The organism is Sphingomonas sp. QA11 (genome assembly GCF_028473665.1).
Taxonomy (GTDB): Bacteria; Pseudomonadota; Alphaproteobacteria; order Sphingomonadales; family Sphingomonadaceae; genus Sphingomonas; species Sphingomonas phytovorans.
The window spans coordinates 3,843,249-3,864,240 of the sequence record NZ_CP098774.1; the positions used below are offsets into that span (position 1 = coordinate 3,843,249).

The 20,992-nt window shown below is 61.9% G+C and carries 1 protein-coding gene; it reads right to left on the minus strand.

The genetic code is table 11. The features are described from left to right. Nucleotides 1-20,139 (minus strand): cadherin domain-containing protein, encoded by a 20,139-nt coding sequence (locus tag NDN01_RS17670; RefSeq protein WP_272623055.1) that lies wholly within the window; start codon nt 20,137-20,139, stop codon nt 1-3. Nucleotides 20,140-20,992: the final 853 nt, after the last annotated feature.

Below are 20,992 nucleotides of genomic sequence, written 5' to 3' on the forward strand. Positions count from 1 at the left end.
TCAGGCCGCGAAATAATCAAAGTGTGCGGCTTCTCGTCCTGCGCGCTCCCTCCAGTCCCCTTCGCCCGATCTCGCACCGAACGCAGCCATAGTCTGCGCGATGAGAAGCGGACGCAGATCGCTCATCTCGACCGGCCCGGACGGGGCTTGCTCCTGCGGCAGATCCTGAGCGCCTTGCGCGCGCTCATCGACATCGTTCGCGGCAAGACTGGCGATCGGCATCCGCGCGATGAAGTTCTCGAGGAGGTCGCCCTCAAGGCCACGACGCAATGCGGCGAACTGAGCCTCGAGACGCTGACTTGCCAGCACGGGCTGCCCCGCGTCCTTCGCTACGGTGCCGGGCACAACGTCTGGTTCACGCGGAAGGTCCTGCGAGCGTTGCACGCCTTCGCCCGGACCGTTTGCCGCGAGACTAAGGACGGGCACCTGCGCCGCCGAATTTTCGACCACACCGTTGTCCAGTTCCCGACCCACTTGGGCCGGCCTGGTTCCAAGCCCACTGCTCAACGCGGTTGGAACCGGATCGGTGGTTCTCATCCGCGTCGGGCGGTAGGCCAGCACCGCGGCGCCCAGCGTACCGACGGCACCGTTCACCCTGGTAAAGGTCGATGTGGCAGCCACCGCGTTCGCGCCCACCTTGACGTTCTGATTGAGCGCCCGTGCCGACAGGCTGACCGAAGCGATGCCATGCTCCGCAAGCGTCTTGAGTTCGCCGGCATCGGTCACCCCGTCACCATCGCGATCGACCCAGACACGCAGTTCACCGAAACGCGTATCGGTTGCATCGATCTTGCCATCCTTGTTCGAATCCAGCACCGCCAGCCCATCGAGGCCACTCGCAGCATTGGTCTTTTCGGACAGGAAGGTGAGTTCGGACTCCTCGGTGATCAGGCCATCGCCGTTACGGTCGATGACGAGAAATCCGTCACCCTTGCCGACCCATCCTACATCGTCGTTGAGTCCGTCGCCGCTCATGTCGAACCGCGCCTTCGAATCGCCCATCGAACGCGTCTCGACGCCGTCACCGTCCAGGTCGAGAATGAAGGGCGTCAGCACGCCAAAGGTCTCGTTCTTGAATTCCAGAACGGTGGCCGGGCCGACCAGACCGGAGCGCTCGTCGACATCGCCTTTCCTCGACCGGACATGCACGGCCCCATTCAGGGTCGACAGCATGTACTTACCGGACTTGTTCGTGAAAATCTGTCGTTCGACATTGATCGCGGGGTTCCGCGGAGCATTCGAGGTGGAGGGCGTCGCATCCCCCGTCCAGCTTGAAACCGCAGACCCGAAGCCACCGTCGCCGCGTACATAAGCGAGGCCAACATCGAGTAGCGTACCCGTCTGTCCATTGCTGCGGGTGAAGTTGCCGACCCCGTAAATGATATTCTCGTCACCGCTGGCTCTGGTCGGCGCCGTCGAAGAGAGACTCAGTGAAGCAAGGCCTGCCTCGGCCAGGCTCCGGATTTCGCCAGCGTCCGATACACCGTTCGAATTGGTATCGAACCACAGCTTGAATTCGGCAAAGCGCGCATCAAGCGCACTCAGCAGGCCATCCCCGTTGCTATCGAAGGCCTTGAGACCCTCAAGATCGGTTTTCGCTCCGGCAAGGTCACCCACAAAAGAAATTTCGGCGATATCGGAGATCTTGCCGTCGCCGTTGCGATCAAGCGCGAGAAATGCATCGCCCGCCTCGATCCAACCCGTACGCTCGGCTGCACCATCGCCGTCCATGTCGAAACGGACATTGCTGGAAGCCAGCGACATCAGGCCGGCGCCGTCGCCATCGAAATCCAGAATGACCGGCGGCGCGATGCTGTACGCCTTGGACGGATCATATGCCAGGAAGACGTCTCCGGCGATGCCGGTCGTACCGTCGGAGCGCAGATACTGCGTCGTGCCGTAGATCAGATTCTCGCCGGTCGATTGCGCACCCGTCAGATCAAGCGACAGGTTGATCTGGACGATACCAAGCCCGGACAAGGTCTGAAGCTCGCTCGTCTGGCTGATTCCGTCCTGGTTGATGTCGCGCCAGATACGGAATTCGCCGAAGCGCGCGTCGCCACTGTCGAAGAAGCCATTTGCGTTGCTGTCGAACGCGCGGAGCCCTTCCAGATCCGACGTAGCGCCGGCCGCGTCCGCTATGAACGAGATCTCGCTCGAGTCATCGATCGTACCGTTGCCATTCCGGTCGAGCGCCAGCATCCCGTCGTCGCCACCTACCCATCCGGTACGGTCCGCGATACCGTCGAGATCCATATCGAACGAGATCGACGAATTGGCCGCCGCGACCAACTCAATGCCATCGCCGTCCAGGTCGAGCACAAGCGGCGGGATCGAACTGTTCCTGCCCTGCTTCACGAAGGTAATTTTGATGGATGCCGTGCTCGATACACCCGACGGGTCGGTCATGAGGACGTTAACAAGATAATCGAGGAAGAACGTGCGCCTCCCGCCCTCCGCGTGATGTTCCACGCCCCCTTCCCACTCGCCGTCGCCGGGTATCTGAAAGGACAATTGTCCGCCCGGGGTTAGATAGAGCTCCGGATATTCGCCGCCGATGTCACCAAGCTCTGGCCCAGTGGATGAAATAAGATACTCGGTCGCCTGAAAACCCAGGATCTGGAAGGTGATACCCGAGTCACTGCGCGTCTCAGGGTCACGCGCAGTCAACCCAAAGGGGATATCTCCTTCCTCCTGATCGTCCTTGACGTAATATTGAATCCTGCTCGTCAGTATCGGCCCTTCGTTGCGATCAGTCACGCTGATCGTCGCGATACCGGTACTGGTGAAGTAGGTGCCGTCCGGGGCGGGAGTCAGGTCGGTCGCCGTAACAGCGAGATTGAATGTCGCGCGTGACGGATCCTTGTCGCGATACACCCATTCATAAACGGGATCGATTTCCTCCCACCTGTTCGGGTTACCAGTACGAGGAACCTCTTGTTCTTCCCATATTTCGGTCAGGCCCTCATAATCGACAGAACCGGCGATCAGGCTGATCTCGCCAGTCGATCCGTTAATCTTCCATATCCCCGATTCAGTGCCGCCATCGGCAAAGCGCCACTGCATTGTGCGCCCTTCAGGATCATTCAGCATCAGTCGGGCATCCACCACGGTGTTCTCCGGGGGCTGTGAACCTTCCTCGATAGAAGCATAGGATCGCGATAGGAGGGTGTGGCGCTCGTTTACATCCGTAATGCCGATCGTGACTGCCGAGGTGGTCTGGTTAAATCCCGCATTGCCCTGATTATCACGTGCCGCGACCGTGTAGGCAACGCTCGGCGTACCGATCTCGAAGTCGAGCGCCGCCGCGGTACGGATCGCGCCGCTGACTTCATCGATGGCGTAACGCCCGTCGAATGAGACGGCACTCGCGCTTCCGTTGTTCAAGAAGTAATAACGCTGCTGCCCAAAGGTGCCGCCGGCGCTATCGAGGTCGGTCGCGGCAACCGTGCCGACACTCGTCCCGATCGCAACATTCTCGGTCACGGCCATACCGTAGCTTGCCGGCATGGCGTTCGCTTCGTTCGTATCGGTGATGCCGATCGTCACCGTCGAACTGGTCTGGTTGTAACCGGCGGAGCCCTGGTTGTCGCGGGCGACGACCGTGTAGGCGACGCTCGTCGCCCCCGCCTCAAAGTTGAGCGCGGCCGCAGTCCGGATCAGGCCGGTCACCGCATCGATCGCGTAGCGCCCGTCCGCGGATATCGCGCTCACCGCACTGCCGCTCAGGAAATAATAGCGTTGCTGCCCAAACGCGGCCCCAGCGCCGTCAATATCGGTTGCCGCCACCGTGCCGACATTCGTACCGATCGCACCATTCTCCGACACGGACATCACGTAGCTCGCCGGAATAGCGTTCGCTTCGTTCATATCGGTGACGCCGATCGTGACGGTCGAACTGGCCTGGATATAGCCAGCAGCACCCTGGTTATCACGCGCCACTACCGTGTAGGCGACGCTCGTCGTGCCAGCCTCGAAGTTGAGCACCGCCGCAGTCCGGATCAGGCCGGTCAGCGCATCGATCGTGTAGCGCCCGTCCGAAGAGGTCCCGCTCGCCGTGCTGCCGTCCAGGAAATAATAGCGCTGTTGTCCAAACGCCGTGCCCGCACCATCGAGATCAGTCGCGGCGACGGTGCCGACGCTTGTCCCGATCCCGACATTCTCGGCCACCGACATTGCATAGGTCGCGGGGATCGCGTTCGCTTCGTTCGCATCGGTGACGTCGATCGTGACGGTCGAGGTGGCCTGGGTGTAGCCCGCAGCACCCTGGTTATCGCGGGCCACCACCGTGTAGGCCACGCTCGTCGTGCCAGCCTCGAAATTGAGCATGGCCGCCGTCTTGATCACACCAGTAATCGCATCGATCGTGTAGCGCCCGTCCGAAGAGGTCGCGCCCGCGACGCCAGCGTTGAGGAAATAATAGCGCTGTTGGCCAAACGCCGTAGCGACACTGTCGATATCGGTAGCGACAACGGTGCCGACGCTTGTCCCGATCCCGACATTCTCGGCCACCGACATCGCATAGGTCGCGGGGATCGCGTTCGCTTCGTTCGCATCCGCGACGCCGATCGTGACGGTCGAGGTGGCCTGGGTGTAGCCCGCCGCGCCTTGGTTATCGCGGGCCACCACCGTGTAGGCCACGCTCGTCGTGCCAGCCTCGAAATTGAGTATGGCGGCGGTCTTGATCACGCCGCTCACCGCATCGATCGTGTAGCGCCCGTCCGAAGAGGTCGCGCTCGCCGTCGAACCGTTCAGGAAATAGTAGCGCTGTTGCCCAAACGCCGTAGCGACACCGTCGAGATCAGTCGCGGCAACCGTACCGACGCTTGTCCCAACCGCGACATTCTCCGCCACCGACATCGCATAGGTCGCAGGGATGGCGTTCGCTTCGTTCACATCGGCGACGTTGATCGTGACCGTCGAGGCGGCCTGGGTGTAGCCAGCAGCACCCTGGTTATCCCGTGCGACCACCGTGTAGGACACGCTCGTCGTGCCGGCCTCGAAATTGAGCACCGCTGCCGTCCTGATCACGCCGGTCAGCGCATCGATCGTGTAGCGCCCGTCCGACGAGGTCCCACCCGCGACACCGGCGTTGAGGAAATAGTAGCGCTGCTGCCCAAAAGCCGTAGCGACACTGTCGATATCGGTAGCGGCAACCGAGCCGACGCTTGTCCCGACCGCGACATTCTCCGCCACCGACATCGCGTAGCTCGCGGGGATCGCGTTCGCTTCGTTCGCATCGGTGACGCCGATCGTGACAGTCGAGGCGGCCTGGATATACCCAGCTGCGCCCTGATTGTCGCGCGCCACCACCGTGTAGGCGACGCTCGTCGTGCCAGCCTCGAAGTTGAGCGTGGCCGCCGTCTTGATCACACCAGTAATCGCATCGATCGTGTAGCGCCCGTCCGAGGAGGTCGCGCTCGGCGTGCTGCCGTCCAGGAAATAATAGCGCTGTTGCCCAAACGCCGTAGCGACGCTGTCGATATCGGTAGCGACAACGGTGCCGACGCTTGTCCCGATCCCGACATTCTCGGCCACCGACATCGCATAGGTCGCGGGGATGGCATTCGCTTCGTTCGCATCCGCGACGCCGATCGTGACAGTCGAGGCTGCCTGGATATACCCCGCCGCGCCTTGGTTATCGCGGGCCACCACCGTGTAGGCCACGCTCGTCGTGCCAGCCTCGAAATTGAGTACTGTAGCGGTCTTGATCACACCGCTCACCGCATCGATCGTGTAGCGCCCGTCCGAAGAGGTCGCGCTCGCCGTCGAACCGTTCAGGAAATAGTAGCGCTGCTGGCCAAACGCCGTAGCGACACCATCGAGATCAGTCGCGGCAACCGAGCCGACGCTTGTCCCGACCGCGACATTCTCCGCCACCGACATCGCGTAGCTCGCGGGGATCGCGTTCGCTTCGTTCGAATCGGTGACGCCGATCGTGACAGTCGAGGCTGCCTGGATATACCCCGCCGCGCCCTGATTGTCGTGGGCCACCACCGTGTAGGCGACGCTCGTCGTCCCCGCTTCGAAGTTCAGGGCGGCCGCGGTCTTGATCACACCGGTAATCGCATCGATCGCGTAGCGCCCGTCCGAAGAGGTCGCGCCCGCAACGCCAGCGTTGAGGAAATAGTAGCGCTGCTGCCCAAACGCAGTGCCCGCACCATCGAGATCAGTCGCGGCGACGGTGCCGACGCTTGTCCCGATCCCGACATTCTCGGCCACCGACATCGCGTAGGTCGCGGGGATCGCGTTCGCTTCGTTCATATCGGTGACGCCGATCGTGACGGTCGAGGTGGCCTGGGTGTAGCCCGCAGCACCCTGGTTATCGCGGGCCACCACCGTGTAGGCCACGCTCGTCGTGCCAGCCTCGAAATTGAGCGTGGCCGCCGTCTTGATCACACCAGTAATCGCATCGATCGTGTAGCGCCCGTCCGAAGAGGTCGCGCCCGCGACGCCAGCGTTGAGGAAATAATAGCGCTGTTGGCCAAACGCCGTAGCGACACTGTCGATATCGGTAGCGACAACGGTGCCGACGCTTGTCCCGATCCCGACATTCTCCGCCACCGACATCGCATAGGTCGCAGGGATGGCGTTCGCTTCGTTCACATCGGTGACGTCGATCGTCACCGTGGAACTTGCCTGGGTATAGCCGGCCAGACCCTGGTTGTCGCGGGCCACCACCGTATAGGCGACACTCGTCGTGCCAGCCTCGAAATTGAGTATGGCGGCGGTCTTGATCACGCCGCTCACCGCATCGATCGTGTAGCGCCCATCGGCCGAGGTCGCGCCCGCGACCCCGGCATTCAGGAAATAATAGCGCTGCTGCCCGAATGGCGTCGCCACACTGTCGAGGTCGGTCGCGGCAACCGTGCCGACACTCGTCCCCACCGCGACATTCTCGACCACCGACATCGCATAGGTCGCGGGGATCGCGTTCGCTTCGTTCACATCGGCGACGTTGATCGTGACCGTCGAGGCTGCCTGGGTGTAGCCAGCAGCACCCTGGTTATCCCGTGCGACCACCGTGTAGGACACGCTCGTCGTGCCGGCCTCGAAATTGAGCGTGGCCGCCGTCTTGATCACACCGGTAATCGCATCGATCGTGTAGCGCCCGTCCGAAGAGGTCGCGCCCACCGCACCAGCGTTCAGGAAATAATAGCGCTGTTGGCCAAACGCCGTGCCCGCACCATCGAGATCAGTCGCGGCGACGGTGCCGACGCTTGTCCCGATCCCGACATTCTCGGCCACCGACATCGCATAGGTCGCGGGGATGGCGTTCGCTTCGTTCACATCGGTGACGCCGATCGTGACGGTTGAGGTCGCCTGAGTGTAGCCGGCATTGCCCTGGTTATCGCGCGCGGCGACGGTGTAGGCGACGCTCGTCGTACCGGCTTCGAAATTGAGCGCCGCCGCCGTCTTGATCACACCGGTCGCCGCGTCAATCGTGTAGCGCCCGTCCGAAGACGTGCCGCTCGCGACGCCCGCATTGAGGAAGTAGTAGCGCTGCTGCCCGAATGCCGTCGTCGCACTGTCTAGGTCGGTTGCGGCAACCGTGCCGACACTCGTTCCTACCGCGACATTCTCCGCCACCGACATCGTATAGGTCGCCGGAATGCTGTTCGCTTCATTCAGATTGTTGACGGCAACCGTGAACGTCTGGTCCCTGAACTGCCCGAAGGAATCGGTGACGCGAACGACGATGGAATGCGACGTTGCACTCTCATAGTTGAACAATGCGCTGTTCGCGACTTTCAGTGTTCCGGTCGTCGTGAGTGAGAAGCGCCCACCCGCATTGTCGAGCAGCGAATAAATCAGGGTGTCGCCGCTATCCGGATCAACCGCAGTGACGGTCCCGATCGTCACGGCATTCGCGGCGTTCTCGTCGACCGATCCCGAAAATGCGAGGCTGGTCGGCGGTGCATTGACGATCACCGTCGTCGTCGTCGCGGTCGAGATTGCGGTTTGACCTCCCTCAGTCGCCCGCGCGGTTACGGTCAGGGACAGATCCTGGCTCCAGCCCGCAGGCGCAATGACCTGAAGGCCGCTGGCCTGGGCCGGGGACAGCTTCCAGACGCTGGCCGAATTGTCATAGGTTCCCGCGCTGAGCGTCACGCCGACAGGAACGCCCGCAATCCAGATCTCCTGGACCTCCGAGCCGTCCGTATCCGGGAAGGTGACGCTCAGATTGAGCGGGATACCGGCGAGGCCCGACGTGCCACTACCGCCGGCGAACTGCGCAATAACCGGCTGGTCCGGCGCCGAATTCACCGTGACCGAAAAGTCTTCGGTCGAGATCACCCCGCCCGCGTCTATCGCCTGAACACGGATCGTCGCGACGCCGCTGGCGTTACCGTTCGGCGTGATTGTGAGGCTGCGTTGACCCGCAGCGTTCGGTGCACCGAATACCAGTCCCGAGGCAGCGATGAGCCCGCTGCCGGAGAGGACCGTTGCCGAAAGCTGCAGGCCCGCATTGGGCGTGATGTCGTCGGTCGCCGTGACGGTCAGGCTAAGCGTCGTATCTTCGTTGATCGTCTGGTCGGCGATCGCGGACAAGACGGGAGCCGCGTTGCTGCCCCAATGGGTTGCCCATTGCGCCTTGTAGGTTAGGTCGCCCATTAGCGTGTCGCGCGCCGCGGCAGTCGCAGGCTTCGTCTTCGACGCCATGAGGCCGACCAGCCCCTCGACATTGATGCTCGTCGAGTAGCGCTCGCCAGCCACGATGAAATCGACCCTGTAGTTGGCACGGCTGGCCGGGTCGGAGATGAGGTACCAGTCCTTGATCAATACGCTTGAGGCCGAACCGATGACGCTGATGCGCATGTCGTCCCCGACGCGTTCGAACCAGAGGTCCTCGTGCGCGATAGCACCGGCAGTGTCCTGGAACCCAAGCACGTCGATGTCGTCGCCTGACGGATCATAATTGTAGATGGTGTCGGCGTCGGAAGCGCGGGTGACCACATAGGTGTCGTTGTCGACGCCTCCGGTCAGAATATCGTTGCCAGCGCCGCCATCGAGGAAATCGTCACCGCTTTCGGCGTTGAGTGTGTCGTTACCCGCGCCGCCGATGAGCACGTCGTTGCCAGCGCCACCATAGATGATGTCGTCACCGTTCTCGCCGTACAGCGTGTCCGCGCCGTCATCTCCGTAGAGAATGTCGTTGCCCGCCCCTCCATTGAGCAAGTCGTCCCCGGCTCTTCCGCGCAACGTGTCCGCACCGCCGATGCCTAACAGGATATTGGCTGTCGCATCGCCCAGGAGTGTGTCGCCCAGGGGGCTTCCGACGATACCTTCGATCCCGACATAGGTATCGCCCGCAGCGGCCCCGGTATTGGCAGAAGGCGTCGCCAGATCGACCGTCACCGCAGTCGTCGCGAGGACGCCTTCGTACACCCGCTGATAGGCGGCATAGTCGACACCGGCACCGCCGACCAATTGATCCGCGCCATTACCGCCAGTGAGATAATCGTCGCCATCCTCACCGTACAGCAGATCGTCGCCGTCATCGCCGTACAGGAAGTCCGTGACACCAGTAGTATTGTTCCCGCCATAGAGCGCGTCGTTACCGATGCCGCCGATGAGAGTGTCGCTATCGTCTCCTCCATAGAGCGTATCGGCCCCGGCCCCCCCGATGAGCCGGTCGACCCCGGCACCGCCCTCAAGCCTGTCATCGCCAGCACCGCCATCGAGCGTATCGTTGCCGCCCAGACCGTAGATTCGGTCGCGGTTCTGCTGACCGGTCAGGGTATTGGCATTCGCATCGCCTTCCAGCACGTCGTCCTGATCGGTAACGACTATATCGATGCTGCGCTGGATGGAGAAAGGAGTCGCGGTCTGGTCGGTCGCCGTGACCGTGATCGCGACCACGCTGCTCGCTTCGAAATCGAGGACCGCGCCGAGCTTCAGCCGCAGGACATCTCCCACGATCTCGAAACGACTGTCCGAAACGGAATAGCTGTAGCTGCTATTGGGCGTGCCTGCGGTGTCGGGATCGACAACCGCGAATGACCCCAATGAAATCGCGGGCAAACTCGTGCCGCTGGCAACGCGGTCCCGCTCCACGACGAAGCTGACGGAAGGCGCCCAGTTCAACACGCTGGGAGCCTCGTTCGCGTCAGTAACGCCGATCGTAACGGTCGAGCTCGCCTGGATATAGCCAGCCAGGCCCTGATTGTCCCGTGCAATGACCGTATAGGCCACGCTCGTCGTGCCAGCCTCGAAATTGAGGGCGGCGGCCGTCTTGATCACGCCGCTCACCGCATCGATCGTATAGCGCCCATCCGACGAGGTCGCGCCCGCAACACCAGCGTTGAGGAAATAATAGCGCTGCTGCCCGAACGCCACTCCGGCATCGTCGATATCGGTCGCGGCAACGGTGCCGACATTCGTTCCGATCGCGACATTCTCGGCAACTGTCATGGCATAGGTTGCTGGAATGGCGTTCGCTTCATTGACGTCGGCGATGCCGATCGTCACCGTCGAACTCGCCTGGGTATAGCCCGCCAGTCCCTGGTTGTCCCGCGCGACCACCGTGTAAGCAACGCTCGTCGCCCCCGCTTCGAAGTTCAGGGCGGCAGCCGTCTTGATGACCCCGCTCACCGCGTCGATCGTATAACGGCCATCCGAAGAGGTCCCACCGGCAACACCGGCGCTCAGGAAATAATAGCGCTGCTGCGCGAAAATCGTGCCAGCGCCATCAAGGTCGCTCGCGGCGACGGTGCCGACACTCGTCCCGATCGCGACATTCTCCGCCACCGACATCGCATAGGTCGCGGGGATGGCGTTCGCTTCGTTCGCATCGGTGACGCCGATCGTTACGGTCGAGCTCGCCTGGATATAGCCAGCCAGGCCCTGATTGTCCCGTGCAACGACCGTATAGGCCACGCTCGTCGTGCCAGCCTCGAAATTGAGGGTGGCGGCCGTCTTGATCACGCCGCTCACCGCATCGATCGTATAGCGCCCATCCGACGAGGTCGCGCCCGCAACACCAGCGTTCAGGAAATAATAGCGCTGCTGCCCGAACGCCGATCCGGCATCGTCGATATCGGTCGCGGCAACGGTGCCGACATTCGTTCCGATCGCGACATTCTCGGCAACTGTCATCGCATAGGTTGCTGGAATGCTGTTCGCTTCATTGACGTCAGCGATGCCAATCGTCACCGTCGAACTCGCCTCGGTGTAACCTGCCGCTCCCTGGTTATCGCGCGCGATAACCGTGTAGGAAGCGCTCGTGGCCCCCACCTCGAAGTTCGACAACGTAGCCGTGGTGATCAGCCCGCTGACGGCATTTATCGCGTAGCGCCCGTCCGAAGAGGTCGCACCCGCGACGCCAGCGTTGAGGAAATAATAGCGCTGCTGCCCGAAAATCGTGCCAGCGCCATCGAGGTCGGTCGCGGCAACCGCGCCGACGCTCGACCCGATCGCGGCATTCTCCGCCACCGACATCGCATAGGTCGCAGGGATGGCATTCGCTTCGTTCGCATCGGTGACGCCGATCGTGACGGTCGAGCTCGCCTGGGTATAGCCAGCCAGTCCCTGGTTGTCCCGCGCGACCACCGTGTAAGCGACACTCGTCGTGCCGGCCTCAAAATTAAGTGCGGCGGCAGTCTTGATCACGCCAGTCATCGCGTCGATCGCGTAGCGCCCGTCGGAAGAGGTTGCGCTCACCGTCGAACCGTTCAGGAAATAGTAGCGCTGTTGCCCAAACGCCGTAGCGACACTGTCGATATCAGTCGCGACAACGGTGCCGACATTCGTTCCGATCGCAACATTCTCGGCCACCAACATCGTATAGGTCGCGGGGATGGCGTTCGCTTCGTTACCGTCGGTCACACCAATCGTCACCGTCGAGCTCGCCTGGGTATAGCCCCCCAGTCCCTGGTTGTCCCGCGCGACCACCGTGTAAGCAACGCTCGTCGTCCCGGCTTCGAAGTTCAGGGCTGCAGCCGTCTTGATGACCCCGCTTACCGCGTCGATCGCGTAGCGCCCGTCCGAAGAGGTCGCGCCCGCGACGCCAGCGTTGAGGAAATAATAGCGCTGCTGTCCGAAAATCGTGCCGGCGCCATCGATATCGGTCGCGGCGACGGTGCCGACGCTTGTTCCGATCGCGACATTCTCGGCAACCGACATCGTGTAGCTCGCCGGAATGGCGTTCGCTTCGTTCACATCCGCGACGTCGATCGTCACCGTGGAACTTGCCTCGGCATAGCCGGCCAGACCCTGGTTGTCGCGCGCCACCACCGTATAGGCGACACTCGTCGTGCCAGCCTCGAAATTGAGGGCGGCGGCGGTCTTGATCACGCCAGTCATCGCGTCAATCGTATAGCGGCCATCCGACGAGGTCGCGCCCGCGACCCCGGCATTCAGGAAATAATAGCGCTGCTGCCCGAAGGGCGTCGCCACGCTGTCGAGGTCGGTCGCGGCAACCGTGCCGACACTCGTCCCCACCGCGACATTCTCGGCCACCGACATCGCATAGGTCGCGGGGATCGCGTTCGCTTCGTTACCGTCGGTCACACCAATCGTGACCGTCGAACTGGCCTGAGTATAGCCGGCCAGGCCCTGATTGTCGCGCGCCACCACCGTGTAGGACACGCTCGTCGTGCCAGCTTCGAAGTTCAGGGCGGCTGCGGTCCTGATGACCCCGCTCACCGCATCGATCGTGTAGCGACCGTCCGAAGACGTAGCGCCCGCCACACCGGCATTCAGGAAATAATAGCGCTGCTGGCCAAACGCCGTGCCCAGACTATCGATATCGGTCGCAACCACCGTGCCGACGCTGGTCCCGACCGCGACATTCTCCACCACCGACATCGCATAGGTCGCGGGAAGCGCGTTCGCCTCATTCGCATCGGTGACGCTGATCCCCACCGACGAGCTCGCTTCCCTGTAGCCCGCCAGGCCCTGATTATCGCGCGCCACCACGGTGTACATCGCACCCGTCGTACCGGCCTCGAAATTGAGCGTGGACGCCGTCTTGATGACCCCAGTCAGTGCGTCGATCGTATAGCGTCCGTCGGCGGACGTACCGCTCACCGCACCGCCGTTCAGGAAATAATAGCGCTGCTGGCCAAACGCCGTGCCAACACCATCGATATCGTCCGCGGCAACGGTTCCGACGGCGGTTCCGACCGCAACATTCTCGGAAACCGACATCCCATAGCCTTCGTGCATGCTGTTCGCTTCATTGCGATCCTGGAGCGAGACAGTGAAACGCGTCTCGCTCGACGCACCATGGCTATCGACGACCCGAACACCGACGACGTGAGAGGGGGCCGCTTCGAAGTTCAGACGTGCAGGATCTCGCGCGATGAGCAGCCCGGCAGCCGTGATCTCGAACCGGCCGCCCGCATCGTCCGTCAGCGAGAAAGTGAACGAATCGCCTTCCACGTCGGTTGCCACGAATTGAGCGATGGGACTGTCCACCAGGGTTGGCGATCCCGGGCCGCCCTCGACCACACTCAGTATCGCCTCGTTCGCCAGCCGCAGGTTGCGCGGCGCGTCATTTGCCGCCGCGACCATCACCTTGACGGCGACATCCTTTGCTTGCCCGTCGGCGTCCTTCACCATGATCGAAAAGCGATCTTCGCCGTTGAAATCGGCATTGGGCGTATAGATGAACTTGCCGTCGAGCGCGTTCACGACAACCGCCCCGTTCGTTGGCGCCGTTCCGAGAGCATAGCTCTGGATATTCTCGTCCGGATCGATCGCGCCGACGGATGTCAGGCCGGTTGCCCCATCTTCATTAATCGCGATCTCGATCGGCGCTGCCTGCGGCGGCGCCTTGCCACCGGCATACCAGAACGCGGCCAGTTGGGTTTTGATCGCTTCCGGCATCGCGCCGGGCGCCTGTATCTGGATCGCCGTCATGGCATCGATCAACGGCGTCGCATACCCAAGGAACAGCGTGTGTGTCGTCGTGGAAACCGACCGCATCAACGTCGCATATTGCGGCGCAAAATAACCCTGCAGTAGCACTCTCGTAGTGCTGCCGATGATGCCGATCTGCAACTCGGTGCCCGAGCGCGAGAACCAGAGCTGGTCGAAGCTTACGGACGAATCGAAGACAATGTTGTTCTTGCCCGTCATATCGATGATGGCGTCCCGCCCGGACAGCGCACCGAAGATATAGACATCGTCCCCGTCGCCACCTGCCAGCGTATCATCACCGGCGCCGCCATCGATCGTATCTTTGCCGCCACCGCCGTTGATATTGTCGATGCCGTTACCGCCGCTGATGATGTCATCGCCATCGCCGCCATCAAGACTGTCATTGCCCTCGCCGCCGGTCAGCGAATCATTGCCAGCCTCACCGAAGAAATAATCGTTGCCGTCGCCCCCATCGAGGCGATCATTGCCGTCGCCACCATAAGCGTCATCACTTCCCGCACCGCCGGCAATGGCATCATCGCCCGCACCGCCATAAAGCCGATCAATACCGCTGCCGCCGACCAGGACATCGCCGCCGCCGTTGCCGTAGAGCGTGTTGTTGCCATCGAGGCCGTCGATGCGGTTTCCATTGTCATCGCCGGTAAGCGTGTCGTTGAAAGCCGAGCCGGTGAGATTTTCAATGCCGGTCAGCACGTCGCCAGCGGCATCGCCGCCGGTCTGGCCGGTCGTCGTGTTGCGCAGATCGACCTGGACCCCAGCGGCCGACCGCACATAGCGCGCCGTGTCGCCCCAGGACGTCACGGTGGTGGCGGAGTGAGTTCCGCCGTCGAGCCTGTCCGCACCCGCGCCGCCCTCAAGCTGGTCGTCGCCATCACCCCCGGTCAGCACATCGTCGCCGGCACCACCGCTCAGCACATCATGACCGGCGCCACCGTTGAGCTGATCCGCAAGCGCTCCGGCCTGGCCCATCATCAGGTCGTCACCCGACGTTCCGTTCAGCACCGCGCCATTCGTGGCGGTCAACACGCTTGCAAGGGACACCGCCAGCCCGTCGCGGAACTGGAGCGTCTCGATCCGGCCATTCGGCGTGAACTGATTCCTGATCGTGATCTGGCTCGTCGCCGAACCGCCGAACTGAACCACAAGGTCCGCGCCACTCGTGATGAAGCTCAGGTCGCTGAGGCTGACCCCGGCGCCGAATTCGAGGACGTCGTCGCCGGCATCGGTCGTCGTATCGAACTTCTCGCGGGTGACCTGTTGGCCATAGGTCTTGGCGAACCCGCCGAGCCAGCCGGCGACGTTATAGGCCGCCGGCGGGGTGTCCGGCTGGTTTGCATCTGCATTGTTGGGCGCGAACCGATCGTAATCATAGACGACCTCACCATTTGGCCCGGTCACCTGGAGTCGCCAATAGTAGCGATCCCAATATCCCGGCTGGAGGATCCACGTGCATTGCCACAATGTCTGCGTATAGCCGGCCGCAAGCGTGCCCGAGGCGGTTACCGCCTCCTCGATGGCGAAGCTGGCGTCGCGAATGATATCGGCGCCGTCCCCGACGTTCCACAGATAGGTGTCGTCGCCCTCGCCACCGAGCAGCGTATCGTCGCCCTGGCCGCCGGTCAGCTCGTTGTCGTAATCGTCGCCACCGAGCACATCGCCGCCGCCGCCGCCCGCCAGGTTCTCGATCGAGGAGAAAGTGTCGCCGGCCGCGTCGCCCGTGTTCGCGACTGCGCCCGACAGATACACCTTCACACCCGCGCTGGCAGAGAGATAGGACGCCGTATCGAGGCCGCTGCCGCCAATCAGGACATCCTGACCAGCACCGCCATCGAGGCTGTCGTTACCGGCGCCGCCATAGATCACGTCGTCACCGCTCTCGCCCTTGAGCGTATCGGATCCGCTGTTGCCGACAATGATGTCGTTACCCAACCCGCCGGCCAACACGTCGTCACCGGCACCGCCGGTCATCCAGTCGGCCATCACCGTGCCGGCTAACGGCGCAGCGGTGGTGCCGTTTGCCGCATCGGTGCCAGCGATCAGATTCGTAGCCCCCGCCGAGATGTCGAGGATGCCGGTCTGATAGAAAGCCAGCTTCTCGATCTGGCCCGGCGAGAGATACCAGTCCTTGATCGTGATGCTGTCGGCAATCGACCCGGCGGCCGAGAATTCCGTATTCTCGCTACCGATCGACAGCACCAGATCGTTGGAACCTGCGGGCCGCCACAGGACGATGTCCTGAATGTTGATACCGGGCGCGAATTCGATCGTGTCGATGCCGGCATTGGCGACGATCGAGGCTCCGGCCGGCGGATTGAAATGCCGGAGCGTGCCAGCTTCGCTGTCATAGTCGAAACGGCCGAGCCATTGCAGGTCCGGATTGGCCGCCGTGCCGACATTCTTGCGGATGAAGGTGCCACCTGGGCCCGTGACCTCGCCCGTCGCCGAATTATAGGTATAGCCCGCCGTGGCGTTCCACACACCATTGGTCCAGGCAATCTGCCAGTTCGCCGAAAAATCGTCGAACATCATGTCGCGGCCGTCGCCACGCGCATATTTGAAGATGTCGTCTCCGGCACCGCCGACGACCTGATCGCCGTCGCCGCGCCCGCCGGACAGGATATCGGCGTCATTGCCGCCATAAAGATCGTCACCGCCGCCATCGCCGGACAACACGTCCGCGCCCTTGCCGCCGATCAGTTCGTCCGCGCCGAGCCCGCCGAGCAGCAGGTCGCGCCCGGAATCCCCGGCGACCATGTCGTTGCCGGTGCCGCCATTGCCGATATCGTTGCCGCCCATGAGGTACAGCGCGTCATTGCCGCCGCCGCCATAGACGAAATCATTGCCGGCCGTACCGATGAGCACGTCGTTGCCCGAGCCGCCGATGATGAAGCTGGTGATGTCGCCGATGCGGACTTCGTTGCCGTCGGCGAACTTGAGCCACTCGATGCGCTTGAACGGATCGGAGAACCAGTTCTTGACGGTAAGCTGCGTGCCGGAGAAGCTCACGACCCCATCGACCGTCTGCATCACGCGAACGATCAGGTCGTCGCTGTCCGTGCTCGACCGGACCAGCATGATATTGCCCATGTCGATACCCTGCCCGAAGACGATCGCATCCTCGCCACCCTGGAGGGCCTTGCCGGTGACGCCCGCCGCGCCACCGGCCCAGTTCTTCTTGATGATGCCCGAAAGCAGGCCGGCAAAACGCTGGCTGATATAGTCGCCGCCGGGCTGGGCCACGGGCGCTCCTGCCGCCTCGTCCTCGGCGATATCAGCGCCGTCGCCGAGCCGCACCAGATATTGATCGTCGCCGATCCCGCCCTTGAGATCGTCGCCTTCGCCGGCACCGCCGGCCAGGATATCATCGCCCGCGCCGCCGGTCAGAACGTCGATGCCGTCACCGCCCTCAAGCCAGTCAGAACCCTCGCGGCCACGAAGGATGTCGTTGCCCGCGCCGCCATCAAGGTAATTGCCGTCACCCCCCAACGCCTCGGGCGCAACTGTGCCTGCGTCGAGCACATCATCGCCAGCCCCACCGAGCAGCCAATCGTCGAGCCGTCCGCCGTACAACGTGTCGTTGCCAGCTCCGCCAAAGATATTGTCGCCGAGATTGGAGGCATAGACGGTGTCGTTGCCGTCGCCGGCATCGACCGTCGCGGCGATGGAGATGTCCAGCTTCGTGCGATCCGAGGTCGTATACTGCACTGTCGCGGTTCCGCTCGCGACTTTGCTGCTATTGATCCACGCGGCACTGAGTTGCCCCTCATGGTGGACAACATCGTCGATCCAGACATAAGGCACGGGGCTCGTGCCGTCGATGATCGTACCCTTGCCCGATACGGGACTCGTCCCACTGGCCAAGGCGGCTGTACCCGCAGTGACCGTTGCGGTCAGAGTGAAGGTTTCATTGCCTTCAATATTGGTTGAGTGCCCCTCCGCGTCCACGCCGTTGTCGGCGATGACTGCAATCCGCACGAAATAATCTTTGATGCCCGCGGCCAGCGTCAGGCTGGTCGCATTTGTCCAGCCAGTAATCCCATCGGTCGAAATCTGGAGCGTCGTACCGTAATCTGCTCCCCCGGTGGCCCGGCCATCTGTAAGTGCGAGGCTCATCGTAACCGCAGTGGTCGCGGCCTTGGAAAGGCCCACGCGAAACACGGCATAGCCGTCACCTTCGCCGGCAAAGCTCCTTCCGACCATTAAGGTCGGTAGCGCTGAGTTAGAGACGATTGTGACGGTAGCTGCGGGCCCGACGATCGACACGCCCGCTGCGTTGCTCAACGTGATGTTAAACTTCTCGTCTGCTTCCTCCAGGGAATCCTGGGGCGTAGCCACGATCGCTCCGATACTCCTGGTGCCGGAAGCTATGGAGAGGTTCTCCGATTTGACGACGAAGTCTGCCGTACCGAGCGCGATGTCATTATTGAGGCGGCCATTCACCGTGTAGCCAATCTGGTTGGCGAGGGACCCGGAACGGAGGTCGATCACCTGAACGCCATCGAACGTCTCGATTGTAGTGAGATCGTCGACACTGACGCCATCGACGAAGGTATAGTTGCCGATGTCGATCCGTCTCGAAATGGATCCGGCGCCATTCCCCACGAATCGGAAGAAGACCTCGGCGGAACTCGCGCCCGCTTCGTCTAAAAGAGACTGAAATCCGCCGAACCAGTCGGATGCATGACGCTTATTAATTCCGAGGTCGTGCGCCGCGGAGATTGCGATCGCGACCTCTGCGGTGAAGACGCTGCCTTCCTCGGCACGAACCAGCGACGACACGATTGCCTCATTGCCGACAACGCCCGAGTATCTTTGCGCAGCCGTTATGTTGCCGATAAGCACGTTGAGGTCGAATTCCGCGCCAACGACGGAATTGACTTCGAGCGTGCGATATATTGCCCGTTTTACGTAGATATCGCCGCCGACAAGCTGGAAGTCAGGATCGGCCAGTCCTTGGTATATCCCATAAGCAATAAGCTTGCCCGCACCGTCTTTACCTGAGAAGCGGCGCGTGATCGCCCCCTCGTCTCTCGTCGATACGGGACGATAGACGAAATCAGATTTCCACATCCCGTAATTGCCGGTCTGAACCAACTCCGGATTGGCCAATCTCGAGCCACTTGCGACCAGCAAATTGTTGAAAGTATCGGAAACCACCGATGCCAATGACGCAGCGGTGTCTTTGGAGCCGCCTTTTCGAGCATAGGCATTCGCGACGCTGAACTCACCCTTCTGTTCGTCCCACGCGACATCGGCGCCCGACCTTGGTGTGCCACCGAAGATCGAACCGATCAGACCGCCGACGATGAACCCAAGGAACGCGCCTATAGCGGCTCCGATAAGAGCACCAACGGGTCCGCCAACTATCGCACCAAAAAGACCCAGCTTCTCGGCGGCGATCACGCCGAGCGTAGCCCCCACAGCTGAACCGATCTGCCCGCCAATAGTGTCGAACGAGATGATCTCACTAGCCAGCTTTGCGCCCAGGAAGGAGCCGACCGCAGTGGCGATCATCGTCGGATTCACGTTGGCGAAGAGTTCGGCACTCTTGAGTACGTTCGCACCATTGGCGATATTGGTCACGATCTGGCCGATTGCGGCCCCGGCAGCCGTGTTCAGAAGGTCTCCGGCGAAGCCATCGACGCCAAGCGCGTGGACCAGTTCCGCGGTAAGGAACGATGACAGGGCTCCGATACCGGCAGACTTCAGGTTGGCGAGGAATTCGCCATCGATATTGGCGAGAATTGAGCCCCCGCCTCCCGAACTGTGGACAGCTTGAGCCGCCTGCCCGCCCTTGTCGAAAAACGCTAGGTTCAACGCGTCGCCGAGATTCGCGCCAATCGTCTTCAGCGCTGCGGACGCGACAACCTGTCCAAGCACGTTGTTCTTGACGAGCGTGTTCCCCAAAATGCTCCCGAGTTGCTCGCCCGCATCTACGAAATCGAAGCCGATCGTCGAGTTGATCACCTTGACAGTAGTTGGCTTTCCCGTCCCCGAGGTCACAGTGAGGTTGCTGTTTCGGTCGGTCGTGACACGGTTGGCAGAAACAATGATGTTGCCGGAGACTTTCTCGGTCTTGGTTTCCGTCACGCCGGGAGCGACATCGTAAATCTTTACGATTTCCCCCTTGTCGTTGGTATAGGTAATGACTAGGGTCGATAAGTAGGCGGCCTCCTCCTGGGCAGAAAGCTTCTTGCTAACCCTGGTATTGATCCCGTCCACCATTGACTTGCGGTGTACGTCGAGGAGCATAGGGTCGAAATGCAGACCCGCCACTGGCACCATGGTGTAGTCCATTATCGAAGCACCGGTGGTTCCGGGCTTCTGAACCATCATCCCGGCGGCGACGAACTTCGCGAGATCCGATTGTGAGAATGGCTCCGCAATCGCGCCGCCAAACGCTGCGGTTATGCCAGTGCGCAACCAGATATTCTCAAGCTTTGCGTAAGCCTGGACGTGAATGCTCGTTGCATACGTGGCAACGAGATCCGCGTAATCTTGCGCATTCAGCGGGGCAGACCGCGCGCTAAAGAATTGCTGCGCGGCGGCGAAACCGACGCCATAGCTATTGGGATCGGTTGTTTGTAGCTGAGGCGAGAAGCCCCTGATGATCCCGTCGGCTCCGGCCGTTCCGACGGCCAGAGGGTTCGAATTCACCTGGAAGTAATGTGGCGCACCATTGCCTCCCACCACCCAGGACAATAAATGACCCAAGGCCTCGTGTGCGAGTATGTTGACGAACAAACCTTGGTAATAAATCTGATTCGTCGCGAAATTCGGATCTCCGGCGCCTAAATCCGACAGGGGCGTGATGTTGACGAACCGATCGCCGTCATCGGCGGTCTCGACTCCGCCATTGACATGTTCGGGATAAGCGGTTCCCCCAGCCGCCGTGCCGCCGACAGTGAGTTGCGGCCGGGTAATAAAGGTCCCCGGCGCCGATCGGCTGGGCACCTGACCATTTTGGATGGCGGTTCCGGCCATCACATACAGCGTATCACCCGTGAATCTTCCCTGAGCGTCCAAGGAGCCGAAACCGGCACGCATGAGATCGAACTGCCCGATAGGGTCGGGCGACAAAAGAATTTGGTCGAAGAAGGCTTTA

Coding starts and splice junctions, on each gene's coding strand:
- NDN01_RS17670 (WP_272623055.1), bottom strand. CDS start 20,139: ATGCTCCTCGACGTACACCGCAAGTCAATGGTGGACGGGATCAATACC.